Source organism: Mycobacterium sp. IDUB_3, assembly GCF_055419585.1.
Genome location: NZ_JBVAXZ010000001.1, coordinates 4,317,892 through 4,335,961, shown reverse-complemented (window position 1 = coordinate 4,335,961; position 18,070 = coordinate 4,317,892). Strand labels below are relative to the sequence as shown.

Below are 18,070 nucleotides of genomic sequence, written 5' to 3'. Positions count from 1 at the left end.
GTGCCCAACAGCAAGCCAAATAGCAAGCCCGCCAAGCCACTTGACGGATTCCGGGTGCTCGACTTCACCCAGAACATCGCCGGGCCGATGGCCGGTCAGGTGCTGGCCGATCTGGGTGCCGAGGTGATCAAAATCGAGGCGCCCGTCGGCGAGGCGGCCCGGCACATCACCGCGGTCCTGCCCGGGCGCCCGCCGCTGGCCACCCTGTTCCTCCCCCACAACCGGGGCAAGAAATCGGTGATGGCCGACCTGCGCAGCGAAGAGGCCAAGCAGCAGATCCTGCGGCTGGTCGATACGGCCGACGTTGTGCTGGAAGGGTTTCGGCCCGGGGTGATGGAACGCATGGGCCTGGGCCCCGACGAGCTGCAGTCCCGCAACCCCCGACTCATCTATGCGCGCCTTTCCGCCTACGGTGGCAACGGCCCCGAGGGCAGCCGCCCGGGCGTCGACCTGATGGTCGCCGCCGAATCGGGCATGACCACCGGAATGCCCACGCCCACCGGCAAACCCCAGATCATCCCGTTCCAGCTCGTCGACGCCGCCAGCGGTCACGTGCTGGCCCAGGCCGTGCTGGCCGCGCTGCTCAACCGGGAACGCCACGGGGTGGCCGACATCGTGCGCGTCGCCATGTATGACGTCGCGGTCAGCCTGCAGGCCAGCCAGCTGACCATCCACCTCAACAAACCGAGCGAGTCCCCCAAGCCGGATGAGTCACCAAAGCCCAAGCGGCGCAAGGGTGTTGGCTTCGCCACCCAGCCATCGGATGCCTTCAAGGCGGCCGATGGCTACCTGGTGATCAGCGCGTACGTGCCCAAGCACTGGGACAAGCTGTGCGAGATCATCGGCCGGCCCGACATGCGCGACGACGAGCGGTTCGCCGACCAGCGCGCGCGGGCGCTCAACTATCCCGAACTGACCGAGGAACTCGAGAAGGCCCTGGCCGCCAAGACCGCGGACGAATGGGTGCAGTTGCTCCAGGAGGGCGGCCTGATGGCCTGCCACGCCTACACCTGGAAGCAGGTGGTCGGCACCGCGCTGTTCGCCGAGAACGAGCTCGCCCTCCCGGTCGGCGAGGGTGCGGACGAGGTCACGGTAATCCGGACTCCCGCACGCTATTCCAGCTTCGATGCCGCCGTCGCCGAACCCCCGCCCGCCCTCGGCGAGCACACTGAGGAGTACCTCGGCGCACCGCAGCCCGCGCCGTAAACCTCACGGCGCCAGTTTGACCACCCGGTTGTTGCCGCGGTCGGCGACGTAGACGTTCTGGTCCTTGTCAACCGTCACCGCCAGCGGAGTGTTGAGCCCGTTGAACGGCACAACGGCCCCGGTGGACGAGCCCGGGGCGTACTTCACCACGTCGCTCTTGTCGTGCTCGGTGACGTAGACCGTGCCACTGTTGTCCACGGCGATGCCCCAGGGCACGGACAGGTCATGAAATGGCAACTCCGACTGAGTGTTCGATGCCGCGTCGAGCTTCACCACCCTGTTGTTGTCGGTGTCCGCGACGTAGACGTTGCCCGCAGGATCGACGGCCACCCCGTCCGGGTTGTTGAGCCCGTCGAACGGCAGCACGATCTGTGTCTTGGATCCGGCCGCCAGTTTCACCACCCTGCTGTTGCCGCGGTCGGCGACATACACGGCGCCTTGGCTGTCGACCGCGACGCCCTCCGGGTAGTTCAGGCCGCTGAACGGCAGTTCCTTCTGGCTGTTGGAGCCCGCGGCCATGCTGATCACCCGGTTGTTGAAATCGGCGACGTACACGGTGCCCGCGCCGTCGACGGCCAAGCCCTGCGGCTGGTAGAGCCCGTTGAACGGCAGCACCGTCGTGGCCTTCGAATCCGTCGACAGCTTCACCACCCGGCCGTACATGCCCTCGCTGGTGACGTAGACGTTGCCGGCACTGTCCAGCGTCACCCCGCCGGGAGACAAACGAAAGTCAATGCCGGTGAACGGCAACACACTTTGACCACTCGCCTGCTTCGACGGTCCCGACGATTCGGTGGACAGGTAGCCGACAACGGCCACGACGAAGGCTATCAGCGCGACGAGAGCGATGGCGCCGACGATGATCCACTGTTTACGTTTGTTGTCGTTCGCGGGATGCCTGAAGTCCGGGCCGCGTCCATACACCCGGCCGGAAGTCGTTGGGGCGGCACGTATGAGCGACGGCCCAGGGCCGGACCGGACGCTCCTGTTAGTGCCGCCGCCTCCCGAAGGCCACGGACCCGCCACGGTGTCCGCGCTCGGCGCCGAGGCGAAGGAATCCGGCTCGCGCGCAACGCGCGCAGCGTTCGCACCCGCGCCCAGGGCCGCGCTTTCCCCGTCGCGCAGAATCGTGCTGGCCTGCAGCTGCTGGGATCCGGTAAGCGCGTCATGGGCGGCGGCGGCGAATTCGCCTGCGGTGCGATAGCGCTCCTCGGGACGTTTAGCCATGCCCTTGGCGATCACGCGATCCAAGGCGGGCGGAACCGCGCCGGGTCGTAATTGGCTGGGCGGCGGGGCCGTCTTCGTCAGATGTGCGGCGACCAGCCGTTCGACGGTGTCTGCCCGGTATGGCGGTGATCCAGTCAGGCACTCACTCAAAACGCATGCGAGCGAATAGATGTCGGCGCTGTGGGTTACCTCATCGTCGGTGAATCGTTCCGGCGCCATGTAGTAATAGGTTCCGATAGCGGTCCCGACCTGGGTCAGCCCCGGATCGGTCGCGGCCCGCGCGATGCCGAAATCCGCCAGGTAGGCGAAGTCGCTGGGGGTGACCAGAATGTTCCCCGGTGTGACGTCGCGGTGCGTGACTCCGGCGGCGTGCGCCGCGTCCAACGCGGCGGCGACCTGGCTGATGATGGCGATCGCCCGCGGTGGGGCCAGCGGCCCGTCCCTATGCAACAGCGTGGCCAGATTGACGCCGTCGACGAGGCGCATGTCCACGTAAAAGCGCCCGTCGAACTCGCCGTAGTCGTGGATCGGCACCACATGCGGTTCGGTCAGCCGCCCGGCGATATCGGCCTCGCGCTGCAGGCGCGCCCGAAACTCCGAGTTGCCGGAGAACTGCTGCGAGATCAGTTTCAGGGCCACCATCCGGCCCTTGCGGGTGTCCTCGGCCTCGTAGACCTCACCCATGCCGCCCTGGCGCAGGAGCCGCACCAGCCGGTAGGGGCCGAACCATGACCCGACCCGCGAGGCCGGCGCGCTATCGCTCACCCTCGAGCCTCCTTCGCATCGTCAGGAAATCGCATTGACCGCGCCCGACAGCTTCGCCGTGAACGAGCCGGGCAGCGGGATGGAACCGTATTGGTCCAAACCGTCCTGGCCCGGACCGATCGCCGCCTGCATGAACGCCTTCACCGCCGCGCCCGTGGCCGCGTCCGGGTATTTCGAGCAGACGATTTCATAGGTCGCGAGCACGATCGGGTACGCGCCGGACTGCGTCGGCTTGTAGAACGACGAGGTGTCCAGCACCAGGTCGTTGCCCTGGCCGCTGACGGTCGCCCCGGCGATCGTCTTCTCGACGGAGTCCTTGGTGATCGGCACCGCGTCCGGCCCCGCCGACGTGATGATCGACGCCATGGTCAGCTGCTTGCCCACCGCGAAGGACCACTCGTTGTAGGTGATCGACCCCTCGGTGTTCTGCAGCAGACCGGAGGTGCCGTTGTTCCCGCTGGCGCCCTGACCGACGCCGCCGTTGAACGTCTCGCTGGCGCCCTTGCCCCACGCGCCGTTGGAGGCACCGTCCAGATACTTCTGAAAGTTCGCCGTGGTGCCGGATTTGTCACTGCGGAAGATGACCGCGATGGGTGTCGACGGCAGGTTGAGGCCCGAGTTGATGGCCTTCAGCGCCGGGTCGTCCCACTTGGTGATGGTGCCGTTGAAGATCTTCGCAACGGTGGGACCGTCCAGTTTCAGCCCGTTCACCCCGGTGAGGTGGTAGGTGACCGCGATCGGCCCGAACACGGTGGGCAGATCCCAGGCCGGCGAGCCGCATCGCTGCGCCGCCCGGTCGTACTGACCCGTCGAGGGGTCCAGGGGGATATCGGAACCGGCGAGGTCGGTTTGATTGTTGAGGAACTGGGTCAGGCCGGCGCCGGATCCGTTCGCGTTGTAATCCAGCGTGTAACCGGGGCAGGCCCGAACGTAGGCGTAAACGAACTGCTCGATCGCGTTTTGCTGCGCTGTCGAACCGCTGTCTTTCAGCACCTTCTTGCCGCCGCAGTCCACCGCCGACTTGGCGCCGGACGAATTCGAGTCGCCGCCGCACCCCGTCAGTGCCAGTGCGGTGACGGCCACCAGGCTCAGCGCGGCGCCATATCGAGCGAACCTCACGCAACTCCTTCGGACGTCTCGGCGGCGAATGCGAACGCCTCGCCGCCGGCTGCTGTCCCACGGGACAACAAAAGTTAACCAATCGTGAATATACAAACCCTTGACATTCAATAAGTGGTAACTGTGTGCCCGCTGTTTGCCGAACCCCGGCACGTAGCATCGATGGCTGATGAGAAGTCCAGAACAACAACAGCCGCGCGTCCGGTTTCGGTTTCCGGCGTGCACGGCCGCCTAACCGGCCGTGTTCCTGCTGCTGATCATGCTCGGGCTGCTTGTCACCCGGCTATCGAGGCGCAAGTCGCGCAGCTAGGCGCCGCCGCTCGGCAGCCGCACCACCTGAACGAAGAACTCGTCGATCTGCCGGACGGCCTTCATGAACTGGTCCAGGTCAACGGGTTTGGTGACGTAGGCATTCGCGTGCAGCTTGTAGCTCCTGAGGATGTCTTCCTCGGCCGAGGAGGTGGTGAGCACCACGACCGGGATGCGCGCCAGGTCGGGGTCTGACTTGATCTTCTCCAGCAGCTGGCGGCCGTCGTATTTGGGCAGGTTCAGGTCGAGCAGGATGAGGTCGGGCCGCGGCGCGTCGCCGAACTTCCCCCGCCGGTACAGGTAGTCGAGGCCTTCCTCGCCGTCGTGCGCGACATGGAGCCTGTTCTTGAGCTTGTTGTGCTCGAACGCTTCGCGGGTGATGAGCTCGTCGCCCGGGTCGTCCTCGACGAGCAGGATGTCGATCGCCCTGCCTTCTGGTGTCGTCATTGATGCGCTCCTTCCAAAGCGACCGGGTCTGCTTCGTCGACGGGTCCGGGGATGGGCAGGGTGAATTCGAATCGGGTCCCGTCGGTGTAGGACGTGTCGATCCGGACGGTGCCGCCGTGGTGTTCGACGATCTTCTTGACCAGGGCCAGGCCGACTCCGGTTCCGGCGTACACGTCGCGGCCGTGCAGCCGCTGGAAGATCACGAAGACCTTGTCGGAGAATTCCTCCGGGATGCCGATGCCGTTGTCGGCCACGCTCAGTAGCCATTCGCCGTCATGGGTGCCGGCGCCGGGCGCGCATTCGATGACGACCCGGGGCCGACGATCCTTGTGCCGGAACTTGATCGCGTTGCCGATCAGGTTCTGCCACAGCATCGTCAGCAGCATCGGATCCCCGACGATCTGCGGCAACGGCTGCTTCGGGCGCACGATCTGCGCCTCGGTTTCCTCGATCGCGGTGGCCAGGTTCGCCAGCCCGGCGTCGAGCGTCGCGTCGAGCTGTACCTCCGTTTCCGTGGTGCCCAGCCGGCCGACGCGCGAGAAGGTGAGCAAGTCGTTGATCAGCGCCTGCATCCGCTTGGCGCCGTCGACCGCGAATCCGATGTATTCGATGCCGCGTTCGTCGAGCTGGTCGCCATAGCGTTTCTCCAGCAGCTGACAGAAGGACGCGACCTTGCGCAGCGGTTCCTGCAGATCGTGCGATGCGACGTAGGCGAACTGCTCGAGTTCGGTGTTGGATCGCCGCAATTCGGCGGTCTGTTCGTCCAATTGCGCCTGCGCCGACTGCGACACCTCGAGCTCGTCGACGATGTGCTTGCGCATGTTCTCCACATTGATCGCCATATTGCGAATGTCCCTGGGCCGGCGCGGAGGCGAGATCGTCTCCTCGAAGTTTCCCTCGGTGATGCGCCGGCAGGCCGCGGCGAGCGCCGCGATGGGTCGGGTGATCGCGGCGCGACTGAGCAGCCCGAGCAGCAGGGCGGTTCCGAGCACGATCAGTACCGTGGCGCCCAGCACCCAATCGCGCCAGCCGTTGATCTCGTTGAGCTCATCGATGGCAGCGGCGCCGGCCACCGTCAGGTGCGTGTTCTGCGTGTCGAAAAGCTCACGGAGATGGTCGAATTTGCTCTTGCCCATGTCGGCCGTGCGGGAGCTGATGTAGCTCGGCGTCTTGGGAGCCACATTGGAAATCAGTGGCTCGGCGTAGTTCGTCCGCCAGTCGGCGGCGGCGGCTTCCACCGCGTCCAGGTCGGCCATCAGCTCCGCGCGCCCGCCCACCAGACGCCGAATCTCCTCGGCCGCAGCCTGTTCGGCGCGCTGCCCGTCGTAGTACGGCGCGAGGAACTGCCGGTCGGCGGAGATCAGGAAGCCGCGCATGCCCGTCTCCTGGTCGCGCAGCGCCGCCTGCAGGCGCGCCGCGGCGACGCGCGCCGGCTGAATGTTCTGGGCCATCTGGCGCGACACCTCGTCGGTGCGATGGAGCAGCACGGCGCCGACCAGAGCCCCGACGAGCACAGTCGCGCCCATGATCCACAGCACCAACGCCAGCCATCCCCGCACGGTGAGCTCCGTGAGCCGAAGCGGACGCGATGGGATCACGGGGTAGTCCTCTCGACGCGCAGGACGGCGATGTCATCGGTCAAACCGCCGCGTGGCTCGGCGAGCGCCTGCGCACCGTTGATGAGCGCGTCGACGAAGGCGGGGCCGGGCTTACTCGCGTGCCCGCGGGCCAGGGCGAGCAGACCGTCCTCGCCCAGGCGTTGCGTGCCCTCGCCCGAATAGCCCTCGAAGAGTCCGTCGGTCAGCAGCAGCAGGGCGTGCCCGGTGGGCAGCTCCAGCTCTTCGGACGGCCAGTCGCCGGCGCGCAGGCCCAGTGCCGGGCCGCCCGCCGGCTCGAGCCACTGCACGGTTCCGCCGGCCTGCACCAACATCGGCGGGTGGCCGGCGCGGATGACGCTGACGCGCGGGCCGTCGGGCGAGATCTCGAGGCTGAGCACCGTCGCGAAGATTCCGGTGTCGGTACGTTCCGAATACAGGACCCTTTCGAGCTGCCGCATCAGTTCGACGCCGTGCACACCGGCAAAGGTGAGCGCGCGGAACGCGATCCGCAACGCCGCACCCAGCGCGGCCTCGTGCGGGCCGTGCCCGGCGACGTCGCCGATCAGCACGTGCACGACCCGATCGGGCGTCTGGACGACGTCGTAGAAGTCACCGCACAGCAGCGCGTCTTCGCGGCTCGGCCGGTACCGGGCGACGATGTCGACGCCCGGGTTGTCCAGCAGCAGTGGCGAGGGCAGCAGGCCGCGTTCCAACAGCGCGTTCTCCCGGGCCCGCAGCCGAGTCGCGTGCAGGTCTGCGGCGATGAGTTCGGCGCGCTTGCGTTCGATGGCGTACAGCAGCGCGCGACGCAGCATCTCCGGCTCGACCCGTCCCTTGACCAGATAGTCCTGGGCGCCGGCGGCCACCGCCGAGGCCCCGAAGTACTCGTCGTTCAATCCGGTCAGCACCACGATCGGCACGGTGGCATCGAGATTGGCGATTCGGTTCAGCGCGTCGATCCCGCTGGCGTCCGGCAGGTGTAGGTCCAACAGCACGCAGTCGGGTCGGGCGGACTCGAGCTCGCGTTCGGCGTGCGCCATCGACTTCGCCCACACCACCCGGATGTCGGTGACCGCGTCGGTGATCAGGTCTTCCACCAGCACCGCGTCGGCGCGGTCGTCCTCGACCAACAGCAACGACAATGACTGCCAACTCGCCGTCGGGGTGGTTGGAGCTTGCACGGGCATCAGATCCCGGTCGCCCGGCGCCGCACAGGGGAAGTCGCGTTCTGCACTGTGACCCCCTGGCCGTCGGTGAGACCTTGCGTGACGACGTTCCGACTCGGTTAGCTCGGGCGCGCCGACGGCGACTCTACGTGTGGCGTTACCGCCCCGAATGGTTGCCGTGGGACATCTTATTCGTTGTCGGTTAGCTTTCTAAACGAACCGCCGGAAAACGGTCAGCGCAGCAGCGCTCGCGACATCACCACGCGCTGAATCTGATTGGTGCCCTCGTAGATCTGGGTGATCTTGGCGTCCCGCATCATCCGCTCGACGGGGAAGTCGATGGTGTAGCCGGCGCCGCCGAAGAGCTGCACCGCGTCGGTGGTGACTTCCATCGCGGCGTCGGAGGCCAGGCACTTGGAGGCCGCGGAGATGAAGCCCAGGTGGGATTCGCCGCGCTCGGCGCGGGCGGCGGCGTGGTACACCATCAGCCGGGCGGACTCGACCTTCATGGCCATGTCGGCGAGCATGAACTGCACCCCCTGGTTGTCGCTGACCGGATGGCCGAACTGCTTGCGGTCCTTGGTGTATGCGATGGCCGCGTCCAATGCGCCCTGCGCGATGCCGACGGCCTGCGCCCCGATGGTGGGCCGGGTGTGGTCCAGCGTCGCCAGCGCGGTCTTGAAGCCGGTGCCAGGCTCGCCGATGATCCGGTCACCCGGGATGCGGCAGTTCTCGAAGTACAGCTCGGTGGTCGGTGAGCCCTTGATGCCGAGTTTCTTTTCCTTCGGCCCCACGGTGAAGCCTTCGTCGTCCTTGTGCACCATGAACGACGAGATGCCGTTGGCGCCCTTGTCCGGATCGGTCACGGCCATCACCGTGTACCAGCTCGACTTGCCGCCGTTGGTGATCCAGCACTTGGCGCCGTTGAGAATCCAGTCGTCCCCGTCGGCCTTCGCCCGGGTCCGCATGGCCGCCGCGTCGCTGCCGGCCTCGCGCTCGCTCAGCGCGTAGGACGCCATCGCCGTACCGTCCGCGATCGAGGGCAGCACCTGCTTCTTCAGCTCGTCGGAGCCGCGCAGGATCAGCCCCATCGTGCCCAGCTTGTTCACCGCGGGAATCAGCGACGCCGAGGTGTCGACGCGGGCGACCTCCTCGATCACGATGCACGCCGCCACCGAGTCGGCGCCCTGCCCGCCGTACTCCTCGGGCACGTGCACGGCGTTGAAACCGGAGGAATTCAGCGCCTGAAGCGCCTCCTCGGGAAAGCGGGAGTTCTCATCCACGTCAGCGGCGTGCGGCGCGATCTCCTTCTCCGCCAGCGCACGGATCGCGGCGCGCAACTCCTGGTGCTCTTCGGGTAGTTGGAACAAATCGAAGTCGGGGTTTCCGGCCCATCCAGCCATCTCGGCCTCCTCTTGCACTATGCCGACATGCCCGGCTTCTCTGCGGGCGCGGGCCGCCTCGCCGCCAGGCTACTAGCCGGTAACTTTACCCTGACGCTGCTGCAGCGCCTCATCCTTGGCCCGCACGCTGCGCGCCAGCTGATCCTGGAAGTCGACGATCCGCGCGCGCAGCGCCGGGTCCGACGATCCGAGGATGCGCACCGCGAGCAGCCCGGCGTTGCGGGCTCCCCCGATGGAGACCGTGGCCACGGGGACGCCGGCGGGCATCTGCACGATCGACAGCAGCGAGTCCAGGCCGTCCAGGCGCGCCAGCGGTACCGGCACACCAATCACCGGCAGCGGCGTCGCGGACGCGACCATCCCGGGCAGGTGCGCGGCTCCCCCGGCTCCGGCGATGATCACCTCGATGCCGCGCCCGGCCGCGTCGCGCGCATAGTCGAACATCGCCTGCGGGGTGCGGTGCGCGGAGACGACCCGGACCTCGGCCGGCACGTCGAACTCGGCCAGCGCCGCGGCGGCGTCCTGCATCACCGACCAGTCGCTGTCGCTGCCCATGATCACCGCGACGCGCGGAGCTTCACTCATGGCACCCCTCCTCATCGCGTCGTCCCCCTCGGCGCTTCGCGCCTGGGGGCGCCCCCACTGCATCGTCGCCGGCGCTACTCATGTGGATCCCATCCATCCGTCCACTGCCCGTGTGACAACCAGTGTGCCGCCAGGTCTGCGCGTTCCCGCAGCTTCGCCACGTTTTCCCGATCCGCCGGCCCGGAGCCGGCGAAGTTGATGTGCCCGACCTTGCGGCCGGGGCGTTCTTGTTTGCCGTAGAGGTGGACTCGGGCGTCGGGCATCCGCGCGAACAGGTGGTGCAGCCGCTCGTCGACGCTCATCTGCGGGACTTCGGGGGCGCCCAGCACGTTGGCCATCACCGTCACCGGTGCGATCGCTTCGGTGTCGCCGAGCGGGTAGTCCAGCACCGCGCGCACATGCTGCTCGAACTGACTGGTGCGCGACCCGTCCATGGTCCAGTGCCCCGAGTTGTGCGGCCGCATCGCCAGCTCGTTGACCAGCAGCTCGCCGTCGGCCGTCTCGAAGAGCTCGACCGCGAGCACCCCGACCACGCTGAGCTCGGCGGCCAGCCGCAACGCCAGCTGCTGCGCGGCGGCGGCCAGTTCGCCGGACAGCTCCGGTGCGGGCGCAATCACCTGCACGCAAATCCCGTCGCGTTGCACGGTCTCGACCACCGGCCACGCCGCGCCCTGACCGAACGGCGACCGGGCCACCAAGGCCGACAGTTCGCGGCGCAGGTTCACCTGCTCCTCGGCCATCACCGGCACGCCGTCGGCCAGGAAGGCGGTCGCGATCTCGCGGGCGTGCGACGGGTCGCGCGCCATCCGCACCCCGCGCCCGTCGTAACCGCCGCGGACCGCCTTGACCACCACGGGCCCGGCGATGCGCCGCGCGAACGCGTCGAGTTCGTCGACGCTGCGGATCTCGGCGTAGCGGGGCACCGGGACGCCGAGGGACTCGAGCCGGCGGCGCATGACGAGCTTGTCCTGCGCATGCACCAGGGCCTGCGGTGGGGGCGCCACGTTGACGCCCTCCGCGACCAGCTTCTCCAGCAGTTCGTTCGGCACGTGTTCGTGGTCGAAGGTCAGCACGTCGGCGCCCGCGGCCACCCGGCGCAGGGCATCGAGATCGGTGTGCGACCCGATGACGATGTCGGGCGCGACCAGCGCGGCGGGCTCGTCGGCGGCGGTGGCCAGCACCCGCAGCGACTGCCCCAAGGCAATCGCCGCCTGGTGGGTCATCCGGGCGAGCTGGCCGCCACCGACCATTGCGACGACGGGGACGGCTCGGGGGGCTGCAGGGGTCGCTCGGAGGGGGGCTGCCCCTGGCGGGCGTGTACTCGGCACGGCCATCATGGTGTCACGGCTGAACGAACCGGCGCTAAAAGCATGTTGACCGGGGCCGACACCGAATTGTTATGTACGATTTTGCGTCGAATTTGTGTCCATCCGTAGACTGACGTGTTGTGTCCTTCGCCGAAGCCACGATCGCGCGTCTGCCTAGGGTTATGCAGCCCTATTTGCTACGCCACCACGAACTGATCAAATTCGCCATCGTCGGCGGAACCACATTCGTCATCGACTCGGCGATTTTCTACACGCTGAAGCTGACGATTCTCGAACCCAAACCGGTGACCGCAAAGGTGATCGCCGGCATTGTGGCGGTCATCGCGTCCTACGTGCTGAACCGGGAATGGAGCTTCCGCAATCGCGGCGGCCGCGAGCGCCACCACGAGGCGCTGCTGTTCTTCGCGTTCAGCGGCGTGGGGGTGCTGCTCTCCATGGCGCCGCTGTGGTTCTCCAGCTACGTGTTGCAGCTGCGCGAGCCGATGGTGTCGCTGGCGGTGGAAAACGTCGCCGACTTCATCTCGGCCTACATCATCGGCAACCTGCTGCAAATGGCTTTCCGGTTCTGGGCATTTCGCCGCTGGGTGTTCCCCGACCAATTCGCGCGCGACCCCGAGAAGGCGCTGGAATCCGCGCTTACCGCCGGCGGTATCGCCGAAATCTTCGAGGACGAGATCGAGGGCGGCAACGTCACGCTGCTGCGCGCCTGGCGCAACCGGGCCAGCCGGCTCACTCAGCTGGGCGATTCCTCGGAACCCAGGGTGTCGAAGACTTCGTGATACAGCAGCGCGTGCACCTCGCGCAGCCGCGGAATGTCGTAGAACTCCAACGGATCTTGTGACGCCGACTCGATGATCAGCGTCCCGGTGCGGAACATGCGCTCGGTGATGCGGTCACGGAATTCCACGCTGTTGATCCGGGCCAGCGGGATATCGATGCCGGTGCGCGTCAGCACCCCGTGCCGGAACATCACCCGCCGGTTGGTCACCACGAAATGGGTGGTCAGCCAGCTCAAAAACGGCCACAGCGTCAGCCAGCCCACGATCACCAGCCAGATCCCCCAGATGACGCCGTGGATGATGTTCTTGGCGAGCTGCTCGAAGTGCGTCGAGTTGAGGTATCCGGAACCGAACGCGGCCAGTCCGGTCACCAGGATGAGGACCAGCACCGGCCAGATCAGGCGCTTCCAGTGCGGGTGGCGATGCACGATGACGTGTTCGCCGGCGGCCAGAACGTTATCCGGGTAGCCCATGCCCGCCGACATTAGCTGTGTAACGCGACATTCCGTGGCCAACTAGAGCAAATGGTGGCGACCCGCTGCACCCGGCTCCGCCGCGCTTGCGATCGCCACTAGCGCAAATGCACGACGTCGCCGGCCGCGACGACGACGGTTTGCCCGCCGCTCTCCAGGCACAGTCTTCCCTGGTCATCGATGGCGCTGGCGGTCCCGTCGACCTGCTTGCCGCCGGGCAGGTGCGCGCGCACCCGGGTGCCGATGGTCAGGCTGCGCGCCCGGTAGTCGGCGGCCAGCGCCCAGTCGGCCCCGCGCGCGGCGCGCCAGGCCACGATCCGCCGGCCCAGCTCCCGCAGCAGCGCCGACACCAGTTGGGTGCGGTCGGGCGCGGCCACACCCAGGTCGAGCAGCGACGTCGCGCCGGGGCCGTCGATCTCGTCGGCGGACTGAGTCACGTTGAGCCCCAACCCGATAACCACGACGGGCTTGGCCACCTCGGCGAGGATGCCGGCCAGCTTGCCCGGCGAATCCGGCGGGCCGGCCAGCACGTCGTTGGGCCACTTGAGACCCGCCTGCGCCCCGGTCCCCGCCAGCAGCGGCGTCACGGTGTCGACCACCGCCACCCCGGTGGCCAGTGGCAGCCAGCCCCAGCCAGTGGTCGGGACATCGACGACACTCACCCCGACCGACATGGTGACCTGGGCCCGCGGCGTGGCCGACCAACCGCGGCCGTGCCGGCCTCGCCCGGCGGTCTGGTGCTCGGCGATCAACACGGCACCGGCGACGTCGTCGCCCGACGCCGCGCGCGCCAGCAGGTCGGCGTTGGTGGAGCCGGTCTCCTCGACGACGTCGAGCTTGCGCCAGCCCAGCCCGGTGCCGATCAACTCGGCGCGCAATGCGCTCTCGTCCAACGGTGCTCGAAGCTGATCTCGTTCTGTCACCGCACCCAGCCTAGAACTCAGGGCCGGCGGTCGCGCATGTCCAGCACGGCCAAATGGCTGAACAGCATGCTGGTTCCGATCGGGTTGCCGCCGCCGGGATAGGCGGTGCCGCTGGGCGCGGCCATCGTGTTGCCCGCGGCGTACAGGCCGGCAATGGGGTTGCCGGCGGCATCGAGCACCCGCGCCGAGGCGTCGGTCCGCAGCCCGCCCTTGGTGCCCAGATCGGAGATGCCGAACGCGGCGGCGTGATACGGCGGCGAGTCGATGGGCACCAGCGGCGACGCGCCCGCCGAGAAGGCGCGGTCGAAGGCCTCGTCGCCGCGGCCGAAGTCCTCATCGACGCCGGCGGCGGCGAAGCCGTTGAACCGCGCGACCGTCGCCGCCAGGTTCTGCCCCGGTACGCCGATCTTGGCCGCGAGTTCCTCGAGGCTGTCCGCGGTGTGCCATAGGCCGGCGGTGACGTACTTGTCGGTCTCCACGATGGTGACGTTGGCCGCCTTCACCGGCGGCACCTCGCCCTCCTTGTCGTCGTAGATCATCCAGTACGGCAACGTCATCGACCCGTCGGCCAGCTGCGCGATGATCTCGCGGCCGGCGCGATCGTAGGCCCGGGACTCGTTGACGAACCGGTTGCCGGACTGGTTGACGAAGATGCCGCCGGTGAACCACAGCGCGAACGCGGAGCGACCGTCGGGATGGGTCATGCCCGGTGACCACCACGCCTGATCCAGCAGGTCGGTGTCGGCGCCCGCGGCGATGCCGGCCTGCAGCGCCAGGCCGCGACTTCCCGGGCCGCCCATGGTGTCTCGCGACGTTCCCGGCACGCCGTAGCGCCGGCGCAACTCCTCGTTGGCCTCGAAACCACCGGCGGCCAGCAGCACCCCCCGACGGGCGCGGATCGCGCGGCGCTCGCCGGCGGTCTCGACGATCGCTCCCGTCACCCGGCCCTCGGCTACCACCAGCTCGACCAGGGCGGTGTCGAGCCGCAGCGTCGCCGTCGGGTACTGCCCGATGGCCTTGAGAAACCGCGCGATCAGGGCGCGACCCCCGACGTAGTAGTCGGACGGCGGTTCGGCGCCGAGCCGGTCGGTGTCCAGCGGACCGCGGATCGCCTCGCGGAATTCCGGTGCGGCGGCGACCGCCAGCGGCTTGGCGGCGATGTGGCGCTGACCGTCCAGGCGCGCCTTGGGGGCGGTGCCGTAGTAGTCGGGCCAGGGCAACGGCACGAACTTGAGGTTCGGGTCGGCCTCCAGGTACTCGATCAGCGGCGCGCCGCCGCGGACGAAGGTTTCCTGAAGTTCGCGCGGGGTGCGGCCGCCGACCACGGCGCGGTAGTAGGTGAGCGCGTCCTCGATCGTGTCGTCGGTGCCGGCGCGCATCAGCACCGGGTTGCACGGGAACCAGACGCCGCCACCGCCGGAGTACGCGGTGGTGCCACCGAATTTGGACGTCGCCTCAACCAGCAGCACGTCGAGGCCCTCGCGCGCCGCGGTGTACGCGCCGGTGACGCCGCCGCCGCCGGAACCCGCCACCAGCACGTCGCATTCGGCCGCCCAGTCCACAGTTCCCAACGGGCGGGCGTTCATCAGCGGAGAGTACCGCGCCGCTAAGCTCGACACTCATGACGAGCGTTACCGACCACACTGCGGAACCGGCCGCCGAACACTCCATCGACATCCACACCACGGCGGGCAAGCTGGCGGAGCTGCACAAGCGCCGCGAAGAGTCGCTGCACCCGGTGGGCGAAGAGGCCGTCGAGAAGGTGCACGCCAAGGGCAAGCTGACCGCCCGCGAGCGCATCCTCGCCCTGCTCGACGAGGACTCGTTCGTGGAGCTCGACGCGCTGGCCCGGCACCGCAGCAAGAACTTCGGCCTGGAGAACAACCGCCCGCTGGGCGACGGCGTGATCACCGGCTACGGCACCATCGACGGCCGCGACGTGTGCATCTTCAGCCAGGACGCCACGGTGTTCGGCGGCAGCCTCGGCGAGGTGTACGGCGAGAAGATCGTCAAGGTCCAGGAGCTGGCGATCAAGACCGGCCGCCCGCTGATCGGCATCAATGACGGCGCCGGCGCGCGGATCCAGGAGGGCGTCGTCTCGCTGGGCCTGTACAGCAAGATCTTCCGCAACAACATCCTGGCCTCCGGCGTCATCCCACAGATCTCGCTGATCATGGGCGCCGCGGCCGGTGGGCACGTGTACTCCCCCGCCCTGACCGACTTCGTGGTGATGGTCGACCAGACCAGCCAGATGTTCATCACCGGGCCCGACGTCATCAAGACCGTCACCGGCGAGGACGTCACCATGGAGGAGCTGGGCGGCGCCCACACCCACATGGCCAAGTCGGGCACCCTGCACTACGTCGCCTCCGGCGAGCAGGATGCCTTCGACTGGGTTCGCGACCTGCTCAGCTACCTGCCGCCCAACAACGCCACCGACGCGCCGCGCTACGCCGAGCCGCATCCCCCGGGCGCCATCGAGGACAACCTCACCGAGGAGGACCTCGAGCTGGACACGCTGATCCCGGACTCGCCCAACCAGCCGTACGACATGCACGAGGTGATCACCCGCATCCTCGACGACGACGAGTTCCTGGAGGTTCAGGGCGGTTACGCGCAGAACATCGTCGTCGGGTTCGGCCGCATCGAGGGCCGGCCGGTCGGGATCGTCGCCAACCAGCCGACCCAGTTCGCCGGCTGCCTGGACATCAACGCCTCGGAGAAGGCGGCGCGGTTCGTGCGGACCTGCGACTGCTTCAACATTCCGATCATCATGCTGGTGGACGTCCCGGGCTTCCTGCCGGGCACCGGCCAGGAATACAACGGCATCATCCGGCGCGGCGCCAAGCTGCTGTTCGCCTACGGCGAGGCCACCGTCCCTAAGATCACCGTCATCACCCGCAAGGCCTACGGCGGCGCCTACTGCGTCATGGGGTCCAAGGACATGGGCTGCGACGTCAACCTGGCGTGGCCGTCGGCGCAGATCGCGGTGATGGGCGCCTCGGGTGCCGTCGGGTTCGTCTACCGCAAGCAGCTGAGCGAGGCCGCCAAGGAGGGCAAGGACGTCGACGCGCTGCGCCTGCAGCTGCAGCAGGAGTACGAGGACACGCTGGTCAACCCGTACGTCGCGGCCGAGCGCGGCTACGTCGACGCGGTCATCCCGCCGTCGCACACCCGCGGCTACATCGGCACGGCGCTGCGGCTGCTGGAACGCAAGATCTCCCACCTGCCCCCTAAGAAGCACGGGAACATACCCCTGTGAGTCGAGTGAGCGGAACGAACGAAGTGAGTGACGGGAACGAGACGAACGGTTCGGCCCAGTGACCGCGCAGACCGACGTGGTGGCCGACGACGTGGTGGCCGACGAGACCGGGCAGCCGCAGCCGCACGAGCCGCACATCCAGATCCTCAAGGGCCAACCCACCGCCGAAGAGGTGGCCGCGCTGGTCGCGGTGCTGGGCTGCGCCGGCGGTGCGCCAGAGCCCGAACAGCCCGAGCGCACGCGCTGGGGCCTGCCGGTCGACCGGCTGCGCTTCGCGATGACCAACTATCAGCGGCTCACGTTCCAGCAGATGTCCCACATGAGGCATTGACCCGCCTGGTGCTGGCGTCGGCCTCTGCCGGCCGGCTCAAGGTGCTGCGCCAGGCCGGCGTCGATCCGCTGGTCGTGGTGTCCGGCGTCGACGAGGACGCCGTCGCCGCCGCGCTGAGCCCGGACGCGTCGCCGGGCGACGTGGTGTGCGCCCTAGCCGCCGCCAAGGCCGACCGGGTAGCCGCCGAATTGGACGGCGGCGTCGCGGCCAATTGCGTTGTCATCGGCTGTGATTCGATGCTCGAAGTCGACGGCCGGCTGTGCGGGAAGCCCGGATCGGCAGATGCCGCCGTGAGCCAGTGGCGCCTGATGGGTGGCCGCTCCGGCGAGCTGCACACCGGGCACTGCCTGCTGCGGCTCACCGGCGGCGCCATTACCCACCGTGAGGTCGAATCACTGTGCACCACAGTGCATTTCGCCACACCGTCGGATGCGGACCTGCGGGCGTACGTCGCCCACGGCGAACCGTGGCACGTGGCCGGCGGCTTCACCCTGGACGGGCTGGGCGGCTGGTTCGTCGACCGCATCGACGGCGACCCGTCGAACGTGATCGGCGTCAGCCTGCCGCTGCTGCGGTCGCTGCTGGGCCGGGTCGCGCTGTCGGTATCCGCGCTGTGGGCGGACAACGCCGTAGCAGACCCCGGCTCCCAGGTGCCATGACAGCCTCCTGGACGGAGTTCGCCGCCGAAGCGCCCGGCATCGCGGCCGTCTTCACCCGCCGACACCGCGCCACCGGGAACCTGTGCATGCTGGCGACCACCCGATCCGACGGGTTCCCGCGGATTTGCCCGTTGGAGCCGCGAATCTTCGAGAGCCGACTGTGGCTGCCGGGAATGCCGAGAACCACCAAATTCCGTGATCTGGAGCGTGATCCACGGTTTTGCCTACACACCGCGACCGTCGACACCCGGCTGCCCGACGGCGACGCCAAGCTGTGGGGACTCGCGCATGAGTGCTCCGACGCGGCGCAACGCCGGCGATTCGTCGACGACTTGATGCAGGACACCGGACTGGATCTGCGCGGCGAGGAATTCGCGTTTTTCGGCACCGAGGTCACTGGCGCATCAGCGATCGAGCTGCGGGGCGACCACCTCGAGATCACCGTCTGGAAGCCGGGTGGGCCCGAACGGACGGTGCAGAAGCACTGAGA

The 18,070-nt window shown here is 68.1% G+C and carries 16 protein-coding genes and 1 pseudogene; 6 read left to right on the top strand and 11 right to left on the bottom strand.

Annotated features, from left to right (window positions below; translation table 11 throughout):
- Nucleotides 1-1,206 carry a CaiB/BaiF CoA transferase family protein gene (locus tag ACZYVJ_RS20240; protein ID WP_463832665.1) on the top strand — a complete coding sequence of 402 codons (1,206 nt, stop codon included), beginning with the start codon at nt 1-3 and terminating at the stop codon, nt 1,204-1,206.
- Nucleotides 1,207-1,209: 3 nt separating this feature from the next.
- Here ACZYVJ_RS20240 and ACZYVJ_RS20235 read toward each other — a convergent pair whose 3' ends face one another.
- The 8 genes and pseudogenes from ACZYVJ_RS20235 to ACZYVJ_RS20200 form a co-directional block, all read right to left on the bottom strand.
- Nucleotides 1,210-3,198, bottom strand: a complete 1,989-nt coding sequence (locus tag ACZYVJ_RS20235; RefSeq protein ID WP_463832663.1) for a serine/threonine-protein kinase PknD — start codon at nt 3,196-3,198, stop codon at nt 1,210-1,212.
- 21 nt (nt 3,199-3,219) lie between these two features.
- Nucleotides 3,220-4,317 carry a phosphate ABC transporter substrate-binding protein PstS gene (gene pstS / locus ACZYVJ_RS20230; protein ID WP_463832662.1) on the bottom strand — a complete coding sequence of 366 codons (1,098 nt, stop codon included), beginning with the start codon at nt 4,315-4,317 and terminating at the stop codon, nt 3,220-3,222.
- Nucleotides 4,318-4,623: 306 nt separating this feature from the next.
- Nucleotides 4,624-5,073 (bottom strand): response regulator, encoded by a 450-nt coding sequence (locus ACZYVJ_RS20225; protein ID WP_463832661.1) that lies wholly within the window; start codon nt 5,071-5,073, stop codon nt 4,624-4,626.
- A complete protein-coding gene (locus ACZYVJ_RS20220) occupies nt 5,070-6,671 on the bottom strand; it encodes a sensor histidine kinase (protein ID WP_463832660.1) in 1,602 nt (533 codons plus the stop codon). The genes ACZYVJ_RS20225 and ACZYVJ_RS20220 overlap by 4 nt, the downstream gene beginning before the upstream one ends.
- Nucleotides 6,668-7,858: a PP2C family protein-serine/threonine phosphatase gene (locus ACZYVJ_RS20215; RefSeq protein ID WP_463832659.1), complete on the bottom strand. Its 1,191-nt coding sequence runs from the start codon at nt 7,856-7,858 to the stop codon at nt 6,668-6,670. The genes ACZYVJ_RS20220 and ACZYVJ_RS20215 overlap by 4 nt, the downstream gene beginning before the upstream one ends.
- A gap of 212 nt (nt 7,859-8,070) precedes the next feature.
- Nucleotides 8,071-9,240 (bottom strand): acyl-CoA dehydrogenase, encoded by a 1,170-nt coding sequence (locus ACZYVJ_RS20210; protein WP_463832658.1) that lies wholly within the window; start codon nt 9,238-9,240, stop codon nt 8,071-8,073.
- Between the two features lie 72 nt (nt 9,241-9,312).
- Complete coding sequence (gene purE, locus ACZYVJ_RS20205) at nt 9,313-9,825, bottom strand: 5-(carboxyamino)imidazole ribonucleotide mutase (protein WP_463832657.1); 513 nt, start codon at nt 9,823-9,825, stop codon at nt 9,313-9,315.
- A pseudogene (locus ACZYVJ_RS20200) lies at nt 9,818-11,162 on the bottom strand (5-(carboxyamino)imidazole ribonucleotide synthase). Before ACZYVJ_RS20200 ends, purE begins: the two are co-directional and overlap by 8 nt.
- Before the next feature lie 110 nt (nt 11,163-11,272).
- Here ACZYVJ_RS20200 and ACZYVJ_RS20195 point away from each other — a divergent pair.
- A complete protein-coding gene (locus ACZYVJ_RS20195) occupies nt 11,273-11,932 on the top strand; it encodes a GtrA family protein (RefSeq protein ID WP_463832656.1) in 660 nt (219 codons plus the stop codon).
- On the opposite strand, the gene ACZYVJ_RS20190 is transcribed toward ACZYVJ_RS20195, so the two are convergent.
- The 3 genes from ACZYVJ_RS20190 to ACZYVJ_RS20180 all read right to left on the bottom strand — a co-directional run bounded on the left by ACZYVJ_RS20190 (nt 11,887) and on the right by ACZYVJ_RS20180 (nt 14,914).
- Complete coding sequence (locus ACZYVJ_RS20190; protein ID WP_463832655.1) at nt 11,887-12,405, bottom strand: PH domain-containing protein; 519 nt, start codon at nt 12,403-12,405, stop codon at nt 11,887-11,889. The two genes, ACZYVJ_RS20195 and ACZYVJ_RS20190, sit on opposite strands and share 46 nt — an antisense overlap.
- A 98-nt stretch (nt 12,406-12,503) precedes the next feature.
- Nucleotides 12,504-13,328: a biotin--[acetyl-CoA-carboxylase] ligase gene (locus ACZYVJ_RS20185; protein ID WP_463832653.1), complete on the bottom strand. Its 825-nt coding sequence runs from the start codon at nt 13,326-13,328 to the stop codon at nt 12,504-12,506.
- A 17-nt stretch (nt 13,329-13,345) separates the two neighbouring features.
- A complete protein-coding gene (locus tag ACZYVJ_RS20180) occupies nt 13,346-14,914 on the bottom strand; it encodes an FAD-binding protein (protein ID WP_463832652.1) in 1,569 nt (522 codons plus the stop codon).
- Between the two features lie 35 nt (nt 14,915-14,949).
- Between ACZYVJ_RS20180 and ACZYVJ_RS20175 the strand changes: the two genes are divergently transcribed.
- The 4 genes from ACZYVJ_RS20175 (at nt 14,950) to ACZYVJ_RS20160 (ending at nt 18,068) form a co-directional block, all read left to right on the top strand.
- Nucleotides 14,950-16,590, top strand: a complete 1,641-nt coding sequence (locus ACZYVJ_RS20175) for an acyl-CoA carboxylase subunit beta (protein ID WP_463832651.1) — start codon at nt 14,950-14,952, stop codon at nt 16,588-16,590.
- A 76-nt stretch (nt 16,591-16,666) separates the two neighbouring features.
- Nucleotides 16,667-16,921, top strand: coding sequence for an acyl-CoA carboxylase subunit epsilon (locus tag ACZYVJ_RS20170; protein ID WP_463833075.1), 255 nt, complete (start codon nt 16,667-16,669; stop codon nt 16,919-16,921).
- The gene (locus ACZYVJ_RS20165) at nt 16,918-17,580 is read left to right on the top strand and encodes a Maf family protein (RefSeq protein ID WP_463832650.1); all 663 of its coding nucleotides are present in this window, start codon (nt 16,918-16,920) and stop codon (nt 17,578-17,580) included. The genes ACZYVJ_RS20170 and ACZYVJ_RS20165 overlap by 4 nt, the downstream gene beginning before the upstream one ends.
- Nucleotides 17,577-18,068, top strand: a complete 492-nt coding sequence (locus tag ACZYVJ_RS20160) for a pyridoxamine 5'-phosphate oxidase family protein (protein WP_463832649.1) — start codon at nt 17,577-17,579, stop codon at nt 18,066-18,068. Before ACZYVJ_RS20165 ends, ACZYVJ_RS20160 begins: the two co-directional genes overlap by 4 nt.
- Nucleotides 18,069-18,070 lie beyond the last annotated feature (2 nt).